Genomic DNA, 19,265 nt, shown 5'->3' with positions numbered 1-19,265 from the left:
TCCTCCGCAGAAGAAAATAGTCACACCGCTGATAAAACAAAGGCAGATATTTTCATATCTGCCTTGTTTATATGGAGCTCTTGAGCGGACTTGAACCGCTGACCTCACCCTTACCAAGGGTGTGCTCTACCAACTGAGCTACAAGAGCGAAACACTTTGTGCAAAACCAGCAAACTTGGAGCGGGTAGCGGGAATCGAACCCGCATCATCAGCTTGGAAGGCTGAGGTTCTACCACTAAACTATACCCGCGGAGCTTGCAGCTCTCGCTAAAACTGGTGGAGGGAGAAGGATTCGAACCTTCGAAGCTCTCGCAACGGATTTACAGTCCGTCCCCTTTGACCGCTCGGGAATCCCTCCAGATGTGGCCGGCATTCTATTTGTCTGCCGTCCTAGTGTCAAGCGTTTTTTCAAATTTTTTCAATCAAATCCGAAACTTAGCTGCTTTGACACTGCTTCCAGTTCCGCCACCTTGGTGGTGTTCCCTGTGAAGCGGGCGCCATTCTATCAAGCTATTCGCCAGTTGCAATACCCTGGCAGAAAATAATTTTATGTTTTAAGTCTTTGAAATCGTTGGAAAGTGTCGAGAGGACCACAGGGTCCAGCAAACGCTCGCTTTGCGGACTGACCTTGAGCCAACGACCCTCCGCGCCAGCCAGCTGCCCAGACACCGGCACGGCGCTGATATCAAGACTCAACAGACGCTGGCGCAGCTCATCAAGCTCCTCTTGAGTCGCCAGGCCTCCCACCACAAGACACTCATCTCGCCGCTTGGCCGGTGCATTGATCCCCGCCTCCCGCAGTAGACGGATCTCTTGCTGATTTCCCTTGTACAGCGACAGGGGGGCGACTTCCTTGACCTTCAGCGGGGCTTCCTGCTGGTGCCATACGTAATAGACGACGTTAAGCACCACCAACAACAGAAACAACCAACGCATAGGCACCTCAATCCAATGGGCAGGCCATGGCCAGACCGACGAACACCAGGTCAGGCACGACTCGCGCCTGAGGCACGGCATCTCTTACCAGCGGGGCATCCCCGCCTGTGAGAAATACCGCGAAATCATCCCCCCACAAACTACGCGCCTGCTCGAGCTGGGTGCGCGCAAAACCCTGGAGCATGAGCACGCAACCGCGCTCGACCGCTTCAACGGTGGAGCGCCCTGGCGCCAGACTGGTCAGCGCCCGCTCTGCCGATGCATCGTCGTATCGAATGCGACGGGTATGGGTGCGCAGTTGACTGCGCATCAGTGGCATACCGGGGCAGATGTAGCCGCCAAGATGCTCACCATCAGCAGCGACGAAGTCGGCTTTCGCTGCGGTACCAAGGTCGATGACCAAGCAGGCCCCCTTGGCCAGGTGAAAAGCACCCAGTGCAGCCAGCCAGCGATCCATGCCCAAGCGCTGGTAATCTTCGTAGCCATTACGCACACCGGACATTTCCTGCGCTGGCTGGGCGACCTGCACTTCAACCGAAAACGCCTGGGCAAGAAGGACGCAAAGCGCTTCAGTTTCGTCCTCACTGCGCACACTGACCATGCGACAGCCAGACAAATGAGCAGATGCCAACGCCGCCACTTGCTCAACCAGGGCCTGGTCGGAGTCGACGATGCCACCCCCTACGATAGTGGCGTCAGTCGTGTGTATGACCCGCCACTTTATGAAACTGTTTCCGCAATCGAGCTCAAGAATCATCACGCAACCTCAAACTGAGCTCTCCGCCACTGAAGCTCTTTTCCACACCATCGACTTCAAGGCGCAAACCGCCCTGCCCGTCCACGCCTAACACCACGCCATCGATCCGGGTGGTGCCAGCAATCAACGATACATTATGCCCTTGCCATAGATGTGCCTGCTCCCACTCTTCCTGGAATGCTGCAAAACCGTATCGACGGTGGCGCGACAACTCATGCTGTAGTTGCTGGGTAAGGGCCGACACCAGGCGATTTCGGTCAATACTTGCACCAAGCTCCCGCCGCATCGAGGTCCAGGCCTGGTCAACCTGTTCGTTGACCTGCATGTTCACATTGATACCAACTCCAAGCACCACGTGGCAGACATCAGCGGGATCGCCGACCAACTCAAGCAGGATGCCAGTAATCTTCTGCCCCCTGACCAGCACGTCATTAGGCCATTTCAGCCCCACCTCTTTCACGCCGAATGCCTGCAGTGTCCGCATGACCGCCAAGCCGACGACCAGACTCAACCCTTCAAGTTGCCGCATCCCACCATCGATACGCAGCACCAGGCTGTAGTAAAGGTTTTCGGCAAACGGACTTACCCACTGGCGCCCACGCCGCCCTCGGCCAGCACTTTGGCGCTCAGCGAGCACCACGAAGGGGGCAACCTGCCCCTGTGTGGCGAGCCTCAAGCCTTCGGCATTGGTGGAGTCGATGGTGTCATGGATGAATACCGGCCATTGTTCCCCCTGGGAAAACTCGGCGATCGCTTGCTCCTCGAGCAACGCCAAGGGCGCGGCGAGTTGATAGCCGCGTCCACGAACCTTGTGGATAGTGAGGTTCAGTTCACTTTCGAGGTGCTGTAGCTGTTTCCAGACGGCACTACGACTCACCCCGAGGGCTGCACCCAAGGCTTCTCCGGAATGGAACCGGCCATCCTTGAGGAGATTCAACAACTTCAGCATGCCAGTCTCGACTTGGAATAAGGCTGGCATGATAGCTATGGGTAATAGGCTTGCATAGGAAAAGGGCCCCGATATAGCGGCCATACGCTCATGAATGGGGCATGAAGGGGGCTGCGCGGCTGATACGCTAAGACGAACTGCGGCCCATGGCACGGCTAGCCTGCGCCAGAAAGACAAAACCCCTACCTGCTCGCGCAGATAGGGGTTTTGCGAAATGAATCTTGACGATGACCTACTCTCACATGGGGAAACCCCACACTACCATCGGCGATGCATCGTTTCACTGCTGAGTTCGGGATGGGATCAGGTGGTTCCAATGCTCTATGGTCGTCAAGAAATTCTGTTGCCAGAATGTCGTGTAAACACTCTTGGCCAATTCGGATATGTGAATTTGTGGTCTTGCGAACTTTCGGTCGTTTCGTCTTCACCACCGCAATCTGCGTCAGCAAATTGCTTGGGTGTTATATGGTCAAGCCTCACGGGCAATTAGTATTGGTTAGCTCAACGCCTCACAGCGCTTACACACCCAACCTATCAACGTCGTAGTCTTCGACGGCCCTTTAGGGAACTCAAGGTTCCAGTGAGATCTCATCTTGAGGCAAGTTTCCCGCTTAGATGCTTTCAGCGGTTATCTCTTCCGAACATAGCTACCCGGCAATGCCACTGGCGTGACAACCGGAACACCAGAGGTTCGTCCACTCCGGTCCTCTCGTACTAGGAGCAGCCCCTCTCAAATCTCAAACGTCCACGGCAGATAGGGACCGAACTGTCTCACGACGTTCTAAACCCAGCTCGCGTACCACTTTAAATGGCGAACAGCCATACCCTTGGGACCGGCTTCAGCCCCAGGATGTGATGAGCCGACATCGAGGTGCCAAACACCGCCGTCGATATGAACTCTTGGGCGGTATCAGCCTGTTATCCCCGGAGTACCTTTTATCCGTTGAGCGATGGCCCTTCCATACAGAACCACCGGATCACTAAGACCTACTTTCGTACCTGCTCGACGTGTTTGTCTCGCAGTCAAGCGCGCTTTTGCCTTTATACTCTGCGACCGATTTCCGACCGGTCTGAGCGCACCTTCGTACTCCTCCGTTACTCTTTGGGAGGAGACCGCCCCAGTCAAACTACCCACCATACACTGTCCTCGATCCGGATAACGGACCTGAGTTAGAACCTCAAAGTTGCCAGGGTGGTATTTCAAGAATGGCTCCATGAGAACTGGCGTCCCCACTTCAAAGCCTCCCACCTATCCTACACAAGCAAATTCAAAGTCCAGTGCAAAGCTATAGTAAAGGTTCACGGGGTCTTTCCGTCTAGCCGCGGATACACTGCATCTTCACAGCGATTTCAATTTCACTGAGTCTCGGGTGGAGACAGCGCCGCCATCGTTACGCCATTCGTGCAGGTCGGAACTTACCCGACAAGGAATTTCGCTACCTTAGGACCGTTATAGTTACGGCCGCCGTTTACCGGGGCTTCGATCAAGAGCTTCGCTTGCGCTAACCCCATCAATTAACCTTCCGGCACCGGGCAGGCGTCACACCCTATACGTCCACTTTCGTGTTTGCAGAGTGCTGTGTTTTTAATAAACAGTCGCAGCGGCCTGGTATCTTCGACCGACATGGGCTTACGGAGCAAGTCCTTCACCCTCGTCGGCGCACCTTCTCCCGAAGTTACGGTGCCATTTTGCCTAGTTCCTTCACCCGAGTTCTCTCAAGCGCCTTGGTATTCTCTACCCGACCACCTGTGTCGGTTTGGGGTACGGTTCCCAGTTATCTGAAGCTTAGGAGCTTTTCTTGGAAGCATGGCATCAACCACTTCGTCGCCTAAAGGCAACTCGTCATCAGCTCTCGGCCTTGAGATCCCGGATTTGCCTAAGATCTCAGCCTACCACCTTAAACTTGGACAACCAACGCCAAGCTGGCCTAGCCTTCTCCGTCCCTCCATCGCAATAACTGGAAGTACAGGAATATTAACCTGTTTTCCATCGACTACGCTTTTCAGCCTCGCCTTAGGGACCGACTAACCCTGCGTCGATTAACGTTGCGCAGGAAACCTTGGTCTTTCGGCGTGGGAGTTTTTCACTCCCATTGTCGTTACTCATGTCAGCATTCGCACTTCTGATACCTCCAGCAAGCTTCTCAACTCACCTTCACAGGCTTACAGAACGCTCCTCTACCGCGTCATCAAAGATGACACCCGTAGCTTCGGTGCATGGTTTGAGCCCCGTTACATCTTCCGCGCAGGCCGACTCGACTAGTGAGCTATTACGCTTTCTTTAAAGGATGGCTGCTTCTAAGCCAACCTCCTAGCTGTCTAAGCCTTCCCACATCGTTTCCCACTTAACCATGACTTTGGGACCTTAGCTGACGGTCTGGGTTGTTTCCCTTTTCACGACGGACGTTAGCACCCGCCGTGTGTCTCCCATGCTCGGCACTTCCAGGTATTCGGAGTTTGCATCGGTTTGGTAAGTCGGGATGACCCCCTAGCCGAAACAGTGCTCTACCCCCTGGAGTGATACATGAGGCGCTACCTAAATAGCTTTCGAGGAGAACCAGCTATCTCCGAGCTTGATTAGCCTTTCACTCCGATCCACAGGTCATCCGCTAACTTTTCAACGGTAGTCGGTTCGGTCCTCCAGTCAGTGTTACCTAACCTTCAACCTGCCCATGGATAGATCGCCCGGTTTCGGGTCTATACCCAGCGACTAAACGCCCTATTAAGACTCGCTTTCGCTACGCCTCCCCTATTCGGTTAAGCTCGCCACTGAATATAAGTCGCTGACCCATTATACAAAAGGTACGCAGTCACCTAACAAAGTAGGCTCCCACTGCTTGTACGCATACGGTTTCAGGTTCTATTTCACTCCCCTCTCCGGGGTTCTTTTCGCCTTTCCCTCACGGTACTGGTTCACTATCGGTCAGTCAGTAGTATTTAGCCTTGGAGGATGGTCCCCCCATGTTCAGACAAAGTTTCTCGTGCTCCGTCCTACTCGATTTCATTGATAAGAGATTTTCGTGTACGGGGCTATCACCCACTATGGCCGCACTTTCCAGAGCGTTCCACTAATCTCAAATCAACTTAAGGGCTGGTCCCCGTTCGCTCGCCACTACTAAGGGAATCTCGGTTGATTTCTTTTCCTCAGGGTACTTAGATGTTTCAGTTCCCCTGGTTCGCCTCTTGCACCTATGTATTCAGTACAAGATAACCAGCTTATGCTGGCTGGGTTCCCCCATTCAGAGATCTCTGGATCACAGTCTGTTTGCCGACTCCCCAAAGCTTATCGCAGGCTACCACGTCTTTCATCGCCTCTGACTGCCAAGGCATCCACCGTATGCGCTTCTTCACTTGACCATATAACCCCAAGCAATCTGGTTATACTGTGAAGACGACATTCGCCGAAAATTCGCATGTTGCTCAATTAAGAGCAGAACTCACAAATTTTACCTTAGCCTGACATCACACCAGTGAAAGTGCGTGTCAGTCTATCTATCACATATCCGAATTTTTAAAGAACGATCTGACAAAAGTCAGAAATCAACATTCGATCTGAATGCTCATTTCTAAGTTCTGAGCAGCTGTACAACCTGAAAGAGTGGTGGAGCCAAGCGGGATCGAACCGCTGACCTCCTGCGTGCAAGGCAGGCGCTCTCCCAGCTGAGCTATGGCCCCGTGTGTTCTAGGCCGCACCAAGTAATTGGTAGGTCTGGGCAGATTTGAACTGCCGACCTCACCCTTATCAGGGGTGCGCTCTAACCAACTGAGCTACAGACCTATAACAGGGTCGCGTTACAGCATCGTCTTTATACAAAGAATCAAGCAATTCGTGTGGGAGCTCATCAGCAGGCTGATGTCGTCGATTAAGGAGGTGATCCAGCCGCAGGTTCCCCTACGGCTACCTTGTTACGACTTCACCCCAGTCATGAATCACACCGTGGTAACCGTCCTCCCGAAGGTTAGACTAGCTACTTCTGGTGCAACCCACTCCCATGGTGTGACGGGCGGTGTGTACAAGGCCCGGGAACGTATTCACCGCGACATTCTGATTCGCGATTACTAGCGATTCCGACTTCACGCAGTCGAGTTGCAGACTGCGATCCGGACTACGATCGGTTTTGTGAGATTAGCTCCACCTCGCGGCTTGGCAACCCTCTGTACCGACCATTGTAGCACGTGTGTAGCCCAGGCCGTAAGGGCCATGATGACTTGACGTCATCCCCACCTTCCTCCGGTTTGTCACCGGCAGTCTCCTTAGAGTGCCCACCATAACGTGCTGGTAACTAAGGACAAGGGTTGCGCTCGTTACGGGACTTAACCCAACATCTCACGACACGAGCTGACGACAGCCATGCAGCACCTGTGTCAGAGTTCCCGAAGGCACCAATCCATCTCTGGAAAGTTCTCTGCATGTCAAGGCCTGGTAAGGTTCTTCGCGTTGCTTCGAATTAAACCACATGCTCCACCGCTTGTGCGGGCCCCCGTCAATTCATTTGAGTTTTAACCTTGCGGCCGTACTCCCCAGGCGGTCAACTTAATGCGTTAGCTGCGCCACTAAAATCTCAAGGATTCCAACGGCTAGTTGACATCGTTTACGGCGTGGACTACCAGGGTATCTAATCCTGTTTGCTCCCCACGCTTTCGCACCTCAGTGTCAGTATCAGTCCAGGTGGTCGCCTTCGCCACTGGTGTTCCTTCCTATATCTACGCATTTCACCGCTACACAGGAAATTCCACCACCCTCTACCGTACTCTAGCTCGCCAGTTTTGGATGCAGTTCCCAGGTTGAGCCCGGGGCTTTCACATCCAACTTAACGAACCACCTACGCGCGCTTTACGCCCAGTAATTCCGATTAACGCTTGCACCCTCTGTATTACCGCGGCTGCTGGCACAGAGTTAGCCGGTGCTTATTCTGTCGGTAACGTCAAAACAGCAAGGTATTAGCTTACTGCCCTTCCTCCCAACTTAAAGTGCTTTACAATCCGAAGACCTTCTTCACACACGCGGCATGGCTGGATCAGGCTTTCGCCCATTGTCCAATATTCCCCACTGCTGCCTCCCGTAGGAGTCTGGACCGTGTCTCAGTTCCAGTGTGACTGATCATCCTCTCAGACCAGTTACGGATCGTCGCCTTGGTGAGCCATTACCTCACCAACTAGCTAATCCGACCTAGGCTCATCTGATAGCGCAAGGCCCGAAGGTCCCCTGCTTTCTCCCGTAGGACGTATGCGGTATTAGCGTTCCTTTCGAAACGTTGTCCCCCACTACCAGGCAGATTCCTAGGCATTACTCACCCGTCCGCCGCTGAATCAAGGAGCAAGCTCCTGTCATCCGCTCGACTTGCATGTGTTAGGCCTGCCGCCAGCGTTCAATCTGAGCCATGATCAAACTCTTCAGTTCAATACTGCTTGGGTTTTTAAGAAACCCTAAACTTGGCTCAGCAATCTCAAATGACTATGTGATTTCTCGCATGGCCACTTGTGATGCTGATAATCTTTGTGACTATCAGTCCGTACTCACAAGCACCCACACGAATTGCTTGATTCGATTTGTTAAAGAGCGTTTGGCTAAGAGCGTTTCGTCTCAACCGAGGCGCGCATTCTACGCTTTCCTCATTTGCTGTCAAGCGTTTATTTTGAAGTTTTTTGCGAGAAACTCGTTTAGCTTCAAACACTTGACTCGCTGCGATCTCTCGTAGCGGGAGGCGAATAATACAGCGTTTTAAAACGCTGTCAACCACCTCTTTCAGCGCTTCCGATTGCTTTCTAAACGCTCAACTTGTTGATTAACAAGGAGTTTTTCGTTTCGACTGCGTCGGAAGTGGGGCGCATTATAAGGGGATTCGAGAAGTGGTCAACCCCTAAATTCCATTAAACAGAAATAATTGTGAAACGGGGCCGCACGCCGTTGGCCGCTCGGTGTTGAGGCGGCCGGCCGTTAGGGACGCCGCCATAAAAAAGCGGGGAGGCCTGTTGGCCCCCCCGCTTCTATATAGCTGCAACACCTGCAAGCGATCACTCAGCCTTGAGGGTAACCCGCGCAAATGCCTTCTTGCCGGCCTGGCACACATGAGTCGCGCCAATTGCAAACATGAAATCTCGCTCAACCACCGCGCCATCGACCTTCACTGCTCCGGCACCGAGCAGATCCCGCGCCTGAGCCGAGTTCTTGACCAGACCAGCCCGGTTCAGCACCGCGGCAATCGGCAGGTCTTCAGTTGCACTCACCTCGACCTCCGGTAGATCTTCCGGCAGCTCACCTTCCTTCATGCGGTTACCCGCCGCACGGTGAGCATTGGCAGCCGCCTCTTCACCATGGAAACGCGCAACGATTTCTTCCGCCAGCTTGATCTTGATGTCCCGCGGGTTCGCACCATTGGCAACATCAGTCCGGAACTGATCGATTTCTTCCATCGAACGGAAGCTCAGCAGCTCGAAGTAACGCCACATCAACGTATCCGGAATCGATACCAGCTTGCTGTACATCACACCCGGCGCTTCCTGGATGCCCACGTAGTTGCCCAGCGACTTGGACATCTTCTTCACGCCATCGAGCCCTTCGAGCAACGGCATGGTCACGATGTTCTGCGCTTCCTGGCCATAGGCCCGCTGCAGCTCACGCCCCATCAGCAGGTTGAACTTCTGGTCGGTACCACCCAGCTCGACGTCAGCCCTCAACGCCACTGAGTCATAGCCCTGCACCAGTGGGTAGAGGAACTCGTGGATGGCAATCGGCTGGTTGGTGGTGTAGCGCTTGTCGAAGTCGTCGCGCTCGAGCATGCGCGCAACGGTGTACTGCGAGGCCAGGCGAATGAAGTCTGCCGGCGTCAGCTTGTCCATCCAGGTGGAGTTGAATGCGACTTCGGTCTTGGCCGGGTCGAGGATCTTGAACACCTGCTGCTTGTAGGTCTCAGCGTTTTCCAGTACTTGCTCGCGCGTCAGCGGTGGACGAGTCGCGCTCTTGCCGCTCGGATCGCCGATCATCCCGGTGAAATCACCGATCAGGAAGATGACCTGGTGCCCAAGGTCCTGGAACTGGCGCAGCTTGTTGATCAGCACCGTGTGCCCCAAATGCAGGTCCGGGGCAGTCGGATCGAAGCCTGCCTTGATACGCAGAGGCTGGCCGCGCTTGAGCTTCTCCACCAGTTCCGACTCGACCAACACTTCTTCCGCACCGCGCTTGATAAGCGCCAGCTGCTCTTCAACCGACTTCATAGACAGACCCGCAAGGCTCAGATTCAAGGGGAGCCAACCATACAAGATCGGCCATCAAATACAAGTTTCGCAAAGGAATGTGACCCGGGTGAAGCCTTCCGGCGTCTATGCGCCCTTGCGCGAAAATGGATTTGGTTATATTTTATACAGTTATTTCATCTTCATCATGTCATTCATCTTTTCCATATTCATTTTTCTTCAAAGCCACCTTACCTATGACCAACAAAACGCCTAAAGCGCCTCCGCTTTATCCGAAAAGCCATCTGTTGGCCGCCAGCGGCATTGCCGCCCTGCTCAGCCTGGCCTTGCTGGTGTTCCCCTCCAGTGAGGTCGAAGCCAAGAAGACCACGCTCTCCCTCGAACTGGAGAGCCCTGCCGAGCAATTGAAGGACGAAACCAGCAGCGCACCGCTGGTCCAGTCCGAAGGCGATCAAGGCTCCCCCTTCGCCCAGATCGAAAACGCCGAGCCGAGCACCGAACAGACAGCCTCCCAGCAAGCCCCGGAGGGCCAGCCGGAAACCGCAGCCAAGGACCCTGCCCACCGCGAAGTCACCGTGGCCCGTGGCGATACCCTGTCCACCCTGTTCGCCAAGGTCGGCCTGCCGGCGAACGCGGTCCATGACCTGCTGGCCAGCAACAAGCAAGCCAAGCAGTTCACGCAACTCAAGCATGGCCAGGTCCTGCAGTTCGAACTGGACAAGGATGGCCAACTGGCCAGCCTGCACAGCAAGGTCAGCAACCTGGAAACCATTCGCCTGAGCAAGACCGCCAAGGGCTATACCTTCGACCGCGAGATCAGTAAACCGATCGTGCGCACCGCCTACGCCCATGGCGTGATCAAGAGCTCGCTCTCTGCTTCCGCCCAGCGCGCCGGCCTGTCCCACAGCATGGCCATGGACATGGCGCGAGTACTTGGCTACGACATCGACTTCGCCCAGGACATCCGTCCAGGTGACGAATTCGACGTGGTCTACGAACAGAAGGTCATGGATGGCAAGGTCATCGGCACCGGCAACATCCTGTCCGCTCGCTTCACCAACCGCGGCAAGACCTACACCGCCGTGCGCTACACCAACAAGCAGGGCAATACCAGCTACTACACCGCCGACGGCAACAGCCTGCGCAAGGCGTTCATCCGTACCCCAGTTGACTTCGCCCGCATCAGCTCGCGCTTTTCCGCCGGGCGCAAGCACCCGATCCTGAACAAGATCCGTGCGCACAAAGGCGTCGACTACGCAGCCCCTCGCGGCACGCCGATCAAGGCTGCCGGTGACGGTCGCATCGAGCTGGCCGGGCGTCGTGGCGGTTACGGCAACACCGTGATCATCGCCCACGGCAACCGCTACAAAACCCTCTACGGCCATATGCAAGGCTTCGCCAAGGGCATCAAGACCGGCAGCCAGGTCAAACAGGGCCAGATCATCGGCTACATCGGTACCACCGGCCTGTCGACCGGACCGCACCTGCATTACGAGTTCCAGGTCAATGGCGTGCACGTCGACCCATTGAGCCAGAAAGTGCCAATGGCTGACCCGATCGCCAAAGCCGAGCGCCAGCGCTTCCTGCAGCAAAGCCAACCCCTGATCGCACGCATGGATCAGGAAAAGGCCACGCTGCTCGCAGCCAACAAGCGCTGAGCCCATGGCGCTTTATCTGGGGGTAATGTCCGGCACCAGTCTCGATGGCCTGGACATCGCCCTGATCGAACAACGCGAGCAGCCCCGCCTGCTCGCTACCCACTACCTTCCGATGCCCTCAGACCTGCGCCAGGAGCTGCTGAGCCTCTGTGCCAGCGGCCCTGACGAGATCGCACGCGCTGCCCTCGCAGAAAACCGCTGGGCCAGCCTCGCCGCACAGGGCATCCGTCATGTACTGGCCCAGCAAGGGCTCGAGGCTGCTGCAATCCGCGCCATCGGCAGCCACGGCCAGACCATTCGCCATGAACCCTCTCGTGGCTTCACGGTACAAATCGGCAACCCAGCCCTACTCGCCGAACTGACCGGTATCAGCGTGGTAGGTGACTTTCGCCGTCGTGACGTCGCTGCCGGCGGTCAAGGCGCCCCGCTGGTGCCTGCATTCCATGAAACCTTGTTCGGCCACCTCGGCCAGCGCTTGGCAGTGCTCAACGTGGGCGGTTTCAGCAACCTCAGCCTGATCGAGGTCGACAGCCCGGTGCACGGTTTCGACTGTGGCCCAGGCAACGTGTTGATGGACGCCTGGATCGAGCGCAAGCGCGGGCCTTCCTATGATGCCGATGGCGCTTGGGCTGCGAGCGGACAGGTGCAGGTTGACCTGCTCAGCGCACTGCTCAGCGATCCGTTCTTCGCCGGCAGCGGCCCGAAAAGCACTGGCCGTGAGGTGTTCAACCTGCAGTGGCTCGATGGCCACCTGACTCGCCTGCCCCAGTACCGCGATGAAGATGTGCAAGCCACGCTACTGGAACTGACCTGCCGCAGCATCATCGAGTCGCTTCGCAATGCCCAACAGAGCACAGAAGCCCTGCTGGTTTGCGGCGGCGGGGCCCACAACAGAGCACTGATGGCGCGACTGGCTACCTTGCTGCCCGACGCCAAGGTCAGCAGCACAGCCGCCCATGGTGTGGACCCGGACTGGGTCGAAGCGATGGCCTTCGCCTGGCTCGCCCATTGTTGCCTGGAGGGTATTCCTGCCAACCGCCCCAGCGTCACGGCGGCACAAGGGCTGCGCATATTGGGTGCGATCTACCCGGCTTAGTCCCCTGCAGAAAGCAAAACGCCGCGCAATTGCGCGGCGTTTTCGTATGGCCGAAGCTCAGATCGAGAACGAGGAGCCACAGCCACAGGTGGTAGTAGCGTTGGGGTTCTTGATCACGAAGCGCGAGCCTTCCAGGCCTTCCTGGTAGTCCACCTCGGCACCCGCCAGGTACTGGAAGCTCATTGGGTCGACGACCAGGGAAACGCCTTCGCGCTCGACGATGGTGTCATCCTCGGCCACATCTTCATCGAAGGTGAAACCGTACTGGAAGCCCGAGCAGCCGCCACCCGTCACGAATACACGCAACTTCAGGCGATCGTTGCCTTCCTCGGAAACCAGGGTCTTCACCTTTTGCGCAGCCCCGTGAGTGAACTCCAACGCGGTGGGGGTGAAGGTTTCGACGCTCATGTTGATTCTCCCGGCGCACTGCCGCCATAAAACTCGATGGTGCGCATTATCCGCTTCTCCGAGAAAATCGGTCAAGAATTGTGCTGCTTTAGTCGCGCCCAACAAAAAGGCCCGCACAAGGCGGGCCTCAGGAACGAGCTTGCGCTTACGGCAGCAGGCCGGCGTGGGACAGCCCCATGCGCTCGTCCAGGCCGAACAGGATGTTCAGGTTCTGGACAGCCTGGCCGGATGCGCCCTTGACCAGGTTGTCGATGACCGACAGCACCACCACCAGGTCGCCGCCCTGCGGACGGTGAACCGCAATACGGCAGACGTTGGCGCCTCGCACGCTGCGGGTTTCCGGGTGGCTGCCGGCTGGCATCACGTCGACGAACGGTTCATCGGCATAACGCTTCTCGAACAACGCTTGCAGGTCGACCGAGGTGTCGACGACGTTCGCGTACAGGGTTGCGTGAATGCCGCGGATCATTGGCGTCAGGTGCGGCACGAAGGTCAGGCCGATGTCTTTCCCGGCCGCCAGGCGCAGGCCCTGGCTGATTTCCGGCAGGTGACGGTGCCCCTTGACCGCATAGGCCTTCATGCTCTCACCAGCCTCGCAGAACAGTGAGCCTACGGCAGCGCCACGGCCGGCACCGCTAACGCCCGATTTGCAGTCGGCGATCAATCGCGACGGATCGGCCAGCCCAGCTTCGAGCAGCGGCAGGAAGCCCAGTTGGGTAGCGGTCGGGTAGCAGCCCGGCACTGCAATCAGACGCGCCTGGCGAATCTTCTCACGGTTGACTTCAGGCAAGCCGTATACCGCATCCTTGAGCAGCTCGGGTGCACCATGCGGCTGGCCATACCACTTGCCCCATTCCACGGCATCCTGCAGGCGGAAGTCGGCGGACAGGTCGATCACCTTGGTGCCGGCAGCCAGCAACTCGCCGGCCAGGGCGTGTGCAACGCCATGGGGGGTGGCGAAGAACACGACGTCGCAGGCACCCAGCGTCTTGCTGTCCGGCACACTGAAGGACAGGCCATCGTAGTGGCCACGCAGGTTCGGATACATGTCGGCAACCGCCACGCCCGCCTCGGAGCGCGAAGTGATGACCGCCACCTCGGCCTGTGGATGCTGTGCCAGCAGACGCAACAGTTCGACGCCGGTGTAACCCGTGCCGCCGACGATACCGACCTTGATCATAACGCTTGCCCCTTATCAACGAGCCGACTGGAAAGCGCACGATGATAGGGGGGCACGCCGCCTGTAACAACTCTTGGGGTGCCCCTTTGGGCGCTTGAGCTCTACTATCTGACGACCGTGAAAACCTGAAGGAACTCCCTCCATGCTTTATCTATGGATCAAGGCACTGCACATCATCAGCGTGGTCTGCTGGTTTGCCGGCCTGTTCTACCTGCCAAGATTGTTCGTCTACCACGCCCAGAGCCAGGACAGCATCAGCCAGGAACGCTTCATCACCATGGAGCGCAAGCTGTATCGGGGCATCATGAACCCGGCGATGATCGCCACGTACGTGTTCGGCGCCTGGATGCTCTACCTCACTCCGGGCTGGCTCAGCCAAGGCTGGCTGCACGCCAAGCTCACCCTGGTGATCCTGCTGACCGGCTACCATCATATCTGCGGCGCCCAGCGCAAACGCTTCGCCAGCGGCAGCAATACCCGCAGCCATGTTTACTATCGCTGGTTCAACGAGGTCCCTGTGTTGTTCCTGTTAGGCATCGTGATTCTCGTGGTGGTCAAACCGTTCTGACGACAAACCTGCCCGCAGGAGCCCTCCATGCCTTTGCCTGCCTCGCTTGAGCAACGCCTGCGCCTCCCGGTGGTCGCAGCGCCGATGTTCCTGATCTCCAACCCGCGCCTGGTCCTGGCTTGCTGTGCCAATGGCGTGGTGGGTAGCTTCCCAGCCCTGAACCAGCGCGACAGTGCCGGATTCAAGCGCTGGCTCGAAGAGATCGAGCAGGCTTTGCAAGCAATGGCCGCGCCAGCGCCCTACGCCGTCAACCTTATCGTCCACCCTACCAACCCTCGCTTGCAGGCTGACCTGGCTTTGTGCGTCGAGCACCGAGTGCCGATCGTCATCACGAGTCTTGGTGCGGTGAAGGAGGTGGTGGATGCCGTGCACGGCTATGGCGGCGTGGTGTTCCATGACGTCACCACACGGCGCCATGCCGAAAAGGCCGCCGAGGCTGGCGTCGATGGCCTGATCGCGGTAGCCGCCGGGGCTGGCGGTCATGCCGGCACCTGGAGCCCCTTCGCGCTGGTCGCGGAGATCCGCCAATTCTTCGACAAGACCGTGCTGCTGGCAGGCTGCATCAATCATGGCCATCAGATCCTCGCCGCCCAGCTATTGGGGGCAGACCTTGCCTACATGGGCACCCGCTTCATCGCCACGGCCGAAAGCCAGGCGCAGCCACTATACAAACAGATGCTGCTCGATGCCCGTGCCGCGGATATCGTGCACACCCCAGCGGTGTCCGGCATTCCTGCCAGCTTCCTGCGCCAAAGCCTGCAGCAGGCGGGGTACGACATGGCCACCCTCGAGCGCGGCCACGAACAAGGCAAGCTCAAGCCGATCGACGACGAAGCCAAGGCATGGAAGACGGTATGGTCTGCTGGCCAGGGCGTGGGTGATATTCAGGACGTGCCTGGTGCAGCGGCACTGATCGAGCGCCTGCACGGCGAGTACCGGGCGGCTCTGGACCACAGCCTGGCGCTGCGTGACAAGGCCCTGTAGCAAAAGGCAACACCTTGCCTGACCAAGCTGTACACTAGGCGCCCTCTTCAGCCCCCAGGAGCCTTGCATGACCCGTTACGCCATGATTACTGGTGCTTCCAGCGGCCTGGGCCTGGCCCTGGCGGAAGCCCTGGCGCGGCGCGGTCGCAATTTGATCCTGGTAGCGCGCCAGCGCGAGACCCTTGAGCCGGTCGCCATCGAGCTCACCCAGCGCTTCGGCGTCGAGGTGCTGTTCCGCGCCTGCGACCTCAGCCAACCCTTGCGACTGTCAGGTTTCGTATTAGAGCTTGAGGAAGGCGAGCGGCGCATCGACCTGCTGGTGAACTGCGCCGGGCTGCGCAGCTATGGGCCATTTCTCGCCCATGAATGGGCCGACGAGCAAGATCTGCTGGAGGTCAACATCCTGGCCATGAGTCGCTTGTGCCACGCGATTGGCAACCTGATGGCGGTGCAAGGTGGCGGGCAGATTCTCAACGTCGCGGGACTGGCCAGCGCGGCCCCCGGCCCTTGGATGGCGACTTATGCCGCCAGCAAGGCCTATGTACTGAGTTTTTCCGAGGCACTGCGCGAAGAGCTCAGGCGCACGGGCATCAAGGTCTCGGTACTCAATCCTGGTCCCGTGCGTTCGTCCAGGCGCCCCATCCCGAGGCTCGAAGGCAAATCCCGTTGCCTGACGCCCGAAGAAGTTGCGCTTTACACCGTAAGAGCCCTCGACAAGAACCGCGCGCTGATCACCCCTGGCCGACGCAACCGCTGGCTGGCCTTCGTCCCACGCCTGCTGCCGCGCTGGCTGGTACGCAAGCTCGCAGGAGTGCTGCATCGGCGCTACTGCCCGATCGGCATGGAATAGCCACTGGGCGAGCGGCGCCCGGCTGAGTAAACTCGGCCCGGAACCTCACCATGGAGCAAGAGCTGTGGACGACTTATTCACCAGAATCATCAACCGGGAGATCCCGGCGAAGATCATCTATGAGGACGACCAGGTTCTGGCGTTCCACGATATCGCCCCCCAGGCGCCAGTGCATTTTCTGGTTATCCCGAAGAAACACATCCGCACCCTGAACGACCTGACCGAAGACGACAAGGGCCTGGCCGGCCACATCCTGTTCACCGCCCAGCGCCTGGCCAAGGAACTTGGCTGTGAAGACGGCTTCCGCGTGGTCATGAACTGCAACGAACTGGGTGGACAGACCGTCTACCACATCCACATGCATGTGCTTGGCCAACGCCAGATGCACTGGCCTCCGGGCTGATCCAGGGCAAGCGACCCTGATCCGATTGCGGTAAACTGTCGGGCACACTCTAGCGGAGGTGCCCGATGGCTACCGAACGTCACTACTCGCCGCTCGACCGCTTGTTGCTGCAGGCCGATACCGCCATGCGCACCTTGCTGCCTTTCAGCGGCCAACCTTCCCGACCCTCCCCGGCCATCGTCCAGCCAGATGTCGAACTGGATGAAAGCCAGGCTCGTCACATCGCCGGCCTGATGCGGGTCAACCATACCGGTGAGGTGTGCGCCCAGGCGCTGTACCAGGGCCAGGCCCTGACGGCCAAGCTGCCGCAGGTACGCAAGGCCATGGAGCATGCCGCCGAGGAAGAAGTCGACCACCTGGCCTGGTGCGAACAGCGCATCCGCCAACTGGGCAGCCACCCGAGCGTGCTCAACCCATTGTTCTATGGCATGTCGTTCGGCATTGGCGCACTCGCCGGCCTGGTCAGCGACAAGGTCAGCCTGGGCTTCGTAGCTGCCACCGAGCATCAGGTGTGCAAGCATCTGGACGAGCATCTGGAACAGATCCCGCAAGAGGACGAGAAATCGCGCGCCATTCTCGAACAGATGCGCGTCGACGAAGAGCAACATGCCGAATCGGCCCTCGAAGCCGGTGGTTACCGTTTCCCCGCACCTGTGCGCTTTGGCATGAGCCTGCTGGCCAAAGTCATGACCAAGAGCACCTATCGCATCTAGGGCCAATACCATGACGGACCGCATCGACGCCAAGGACCTGGCGCGCGCCGTGCAAGCCGGCATCCTCCAGCCGGGCCAGGACCAGGCCCTGCTGGCATTCCTGCAACAGCCTCCGGTCCCACGCGGCACGCTGCAACTGGCCCACGTGGCGTTCTATTTCGGCGCCCTGCTGATCATGGGTGCCATGGGCTGGTTGCTGACCGAAGCCTGGATGCGTATTGGCGACGGCGCCCTGCTGGCCATCGCCATGCTGTACATCGTGCTAATGACCCTCTTCGCGCTCGGCCTGCAACGACGCCATCAACCCATCGCTGCCGGGGTGCTGGCCGCGGTCGCGGTAAGCATCGTGCCGCTGGCCGTCTTCGCCATCGAGCGTATGGCGGGGTGGTGGCCCATGGGCGACACGCAAACGGATTACCACCAGTACTACCGCTATGTGCAAGGCGGTTGGCTGTTGATGGAGGCCGCCACGGTGCTGGCAGGGCTGCTCATGCTGCGCCTGATCCCCTACCCGTTCATCGTCATGCCGATCGCCTTGGCCTTGTGGTTCATGTCGATGGACCTGAGCGAATGGTTCTACGGCTCGCCTTTGAGCTGGGAGCAACGCCGCACGGTATCACTGTGGTTTGGCCTTGGGCTGCTGCTGGCGGTGTTGATTCTGGACGGACGCACCCGCCAGGATTATGCCCACTGGGGTTATCTGGCCGGGCTGGCGGCATTCTGGGGCGGGCTGACATTGCTGGACAGCGGGAGCGAACTGGGCAGGGCGATGTACTGTGTGATCAACCTTGGGCTGATGGGCATGGCGGTGCTGCTGCGCCGACCGGTCTTCATGGTGTTCGGCGCGCTTGGCGTGGCGGCATACCTGGGTTACTTGTCGTACGACGTGTTTGCCGAATCCCTGTTATTCCCGGTAGTACTGACCTTGATCGGGCTGGGAGTGATCGGCCTGGGTCTGGCGTATCAGAAACGGCGAGAACAACTGAGCCAGGCCGTCCGGGGGCGCTTGCCGCAATGGTTGCTGACTGCCCTGCCAGCACTGCGAAATTGACGACTGCCGGCAAGCCCGCCCTTACAGGCTTGCACCCTCCTTGCCGGCGATGGGCTGCAAAGCAGCCCAAAGGGTGAAAATCAACCCAGCTCTACGATCTCGTAACCATGGGTGATCTCAACGCCTGCACGCTCCAGCATGATCGATGCCGAGCAGTATTTCTCCGCCGACAGTTCGACAGCCCGTTTTACCTGGGCTTCTTTCAGACCACGCCCCTTCACCACGAAGTTCATGTGGATCTTGGTGAACACTTTCGGGTCTTCACTGGCGCGCTCTGCCTCCAGGAACGCTTCGCAGCTTTCCACTGCCTGGCGCGACTTTTTCAGAATGCTCACTACGTCGAAGCTGCTGCAGCCACCGAGGCCCAGCAGGAGCATTTCCATCGGGCGCACGCCCAGATTGCGACCACCCGCTTCGGGCGGACCGTCCATCACCACGACATGGCCGCTCCCGGACTCGCCGAGGAACATCGCTTCACCGGCCCACTGGATGCGTGCCTTCATCTATCCGGACTCCTA

General features: G+C 58.1%; 15 protein-coding genes, 5 tRNA genes and 3 rRNA genes. 8 read left to right on the top strand and 15 right to left on the bottom strand.

What is annotated here, in order from left to right; all coding sequences use genetic code 11:
- Positions 1–72 precede the first annotated feature (72 nt).
- The 12 genes from C4Q26_RS14090 to tyrS all read right to left on the bottom strand — a co-directional run bounded on the left by C4Q26_RS14090 (position 73) and on the right by tyrS (position 9,857).
- Positions 73–148 (bottom strand) — tRNA-Thr (locus tag C4Q26_RS14090).
- A gap of 28 nt (positions 149–176) precedes the next feature.
- Positions 177–250: transfer RNA gene (locus C4Q26_RS14085), tRNA-Gly, on the bottom strand.
- Between the two features lie 24 nt (positions 251–274).
- Positions 275–358, bottom strand: a tRNA-Tyr gene (locus C4Q26_RS14080).
- Positions 359–510: 152 nt separating this feature from the next.
- On the bottom strand, positions 511–936 hold the full coding sequence (locus C4Q26_RS14075; protein WP_023382639.1) for a hypothetical protein: 426 nt from the start codon (positions 934–936) through the stop codon (positions 511–513).
- A gap of 7 nt (positions 937–943) precedes the next feature.
- Positions 944–1,693 (bottom strand): pantothenate kinase, encoded by a 750-nt coding sequence (locus C4Q26_RS14070; RefSeq protein ID WP_023382640.1) that lies wholly within the window; start codon positions 1,691–1,693, stop codon positions 944–946.
- Positions 1,683–2,642 carry a bifunctional biotin--[acetyl-CoA-carboxylase] ligase/biotin operon repressor BirA gene (gene birA, locus C4Q26_RS14065; protein ID WP_023382641.1) on the bottom strand — a complete coding sequence of 320 codons (960 nt, stop codon included), beginning with the start codon at positions 2,640–2,642 and terminating at the stop codon, positions 1,683–1,685. The genes C4Q26_RS14070 and birA overlap by 11 nt, the downstream gene beginning before the upstream one ends.
- 219 nt (positions 2,643–2,861) lie before the next feature.
- A 5S ribosomal RNA gene (gene rrf / locus C4Q26_RS14060) occupies positions 2,862–2,977 on the bottom strand.
- A 130-nt stretch (positions 2,978–3,107) separates the two neighbouring features.
- A 23S ribosomal RNA gene (locus tag C4Q26_RS14055) occupies positions 3,108–5,999 on the bottom strand.
- A 242-nt stretch (positions 6,000–6,241) separates the two neighbouring features.
- Positions 6,242–6,317: transfer RNA gene (locus tag C4Q26_RS14050), tRNA-Ala, on the bottom strand.
- 26 nt (positions 6,318–6,343) lie between these two features.
- Positions 6,344–6,420: transfer RNA gene (locus C4Q26_RS14045), tRNA-Ile, on the bottom strand.
- A gap of 86 nt (positions 6,421–6,506) precedes the next feature.
- A 16S ribosomal RNA gene (locus C4Q26_RS14040) occupies positions 6,507–8,043 on the bottom strand.
- Together the 16S, 23S and 5S rRNA genes with 2 tRNA genes alongside form the textbook arrangement of a ribosomal RNA operon.
- A 614-nt stretch (positions 8,044–8,657) precedes the next feature.
- The gene (gene tyrS, locus C4Q26_RS14035) at positions 8,658–9,857 is read right to left on the bottom strand and encodes a tyrosine--tRNA ligase (RefSeq protein WP_023382642.1); all 1,200 of its coding nucleotides are present in this window, start codon (positions 9,855–9,857) and stop codon (positions 8,658–8,660) included.
- 215 nt (positions 9,858–10,072) lie between these two features.
- Here tyrS and C4Q26_RS14030 point away from each other — a divergent pair, with 215 nt between their 5' ends.
- Both C4Q26_RS14030 and C4Q26_RS14025 read left to right on the top strand, forming a co-directional pair.
- Positions 10,073–11,494: a peptidoglycan DD-metalloendopeptidase family protein gene (locus tag C4Q26_RS14030; protein ID WP_104883194.1), complete on the top strand. Its 1,422-nt coding sequence runs from the start codon at positions 10,073–10,075 to the stop codon at positions 11,492–11,494.
- A 4-nt stretch (positions 11,495–11,498) separates the two neighbouring features.
- Positions 11,499–12,590, top strand: a complete 1,092-nt coding sequence (locus C4Q26_RS14025; protein ID WP_023382644.1) for an anhydro-N-acetylmuramic acid kinase — start codon at positions 11,499–11,501, stop codon at positions 12,588–12,590.
- Between the two features lie 57 nt (positions 12,591–12,647).
- Here the strand turns inward: C4Q26_RS14025 and erpA are convergent, their stop codons facing one another.
- Together erpA and argC are read right to left on the bottom strand one after the other, a co-directional pair.
- A complete protein-coding gene (erpA, locus tag C4Q26_RS14020) occupies positions 12,648–12,998 on the bottom strand; it encodes an iron-sulfur cluster insertion protein ErpA (protein WP_023382645.1) in 351 nt (116 codons plus the stop codon).
- 145 nt (positions 12,999–13,143) lie between these two features.
- Positions 13,144–14,178, bottom strand: a complete 1,035-nt coding sequence (gene argC, locus C4Q26_RS14015; RefSeq protein ID WP_023382646.1) for an N-acetyl-gamma-glutamyl-phosphate reductase — start codon at positions 14,176–14,178, stop codon at positions 13,144–13,146.
- Between the two features lie 142 nt (positions 14,179–14,320).
- Here argC and hemJ point away from each other — a divergent pair, with 142 nt between their 5' ends.
- From hemJ to C4Q26_RS13985, 6 genes are all read left to right on the top strand, one after another.
- Positions 14,321–14,746: a protoporphyrinogen oxidase HemJ gene (gene hemJ / locus C4Q26_RS14010; RefSeq protein ID WP_023382647.1), complete on the top strand. Its 426-nt coding sequence runs from the start codon at positions 14,321–14,323 to the stop codon at positions 14,744–14,746.
- 27 nt (positions 14,747–14,773) lie between these two features.
- Positions 14,774–15,730: a nitronate monooxygenase family protein gene (locus C4Q26_RS14005; protein ID WP_104883193.1), complete on the top strand. Its 957-nt coding sequence runs from the start codon at positions 14,774–14,776 to the stop codon at positions 15,728–15,730.
- Positions 15,731–15,797: 67 nt separating this feature from the next.
- Positions 15,798–16,580, top strand: coding sequence for an SDR family oxidoreductase (locus tag C4Q26_RS14000; RefSeq protein ID WP_027907295.1), 783 nt, complete (start codon positions 15,798–15,800; stop codon positions 16,578–16,580).
- A gap of 64 nt (positions 16,581–16,644) precedes the next feature.
- Positions 16,645–16,983, top strand: coding sequence for a histidine triad nucleotide-binding protein (locus C4Q26_RS13995; RefSeq protein WP_104881176.1), 339 nt, complete (start codon positions 16,645–16,647; stop codon positions 16,981–16,983).
- A 65-nt stretch (positions 16,984–17,048) separates the two neighbouring features.
- Positions 17,049–17,696 (top strand): 2-polyprenyl-3-methyl-6-methoxy-1,4-benzoquinone monooxygenase, encoded by a 648-nt coding sequence (gene coq7 / locus C4Q26_RS13990; protein WP_023382651.1) that lies wholly within the window; start codon positions 17,049–17,051, stop codon positions 17,694–17,696.
- Positions 17,697–17,706: 10 nt separating this feature from the next.
- Positions 17,707–18,747, top strand: coding sequence for a hypothetical protein (locus C4Q26_RS13985; protein WP_027907296.1), 1,041 nt, complete (start codon positions 17,707–17,709; stop codon positions 18,745–18,747).
- Between the two features lie 80 nt (positions 18,748–18,827).
- Here C4Q26_RS13985 and C4Q26_RS13980 read toward each other — a convergent pair whose 3' ends face one another.
- On the bottom strand, positions 18,828–19,250 hold the full coding sequence (locus C4Q26_RS13980; RefSeq protein ID WP_004376171.1) for an OsmC family protein: 423 nt from the start codon (positions 19,248–19,250) through the stop codon (positions 18,828–18,830).
- Between the last annotated feature and the right edge of the window lie 15 nt (positions 19,251–19,265).

This window comes from Pseudomonas sp. SWI44 (assembly GCF_002947915.1).
Classification (GTDB): domain Bacteria; phylum Pseudomonadota; class Gammaproteobacteria; order Pseudomonadales; family Pseudomonadaceae; genus Aquipseudomonas; species Aquipseudomonas taiwanensis.
This window is presented reverse-complemented; position numbering and strand designations above follow the sequence as displayed.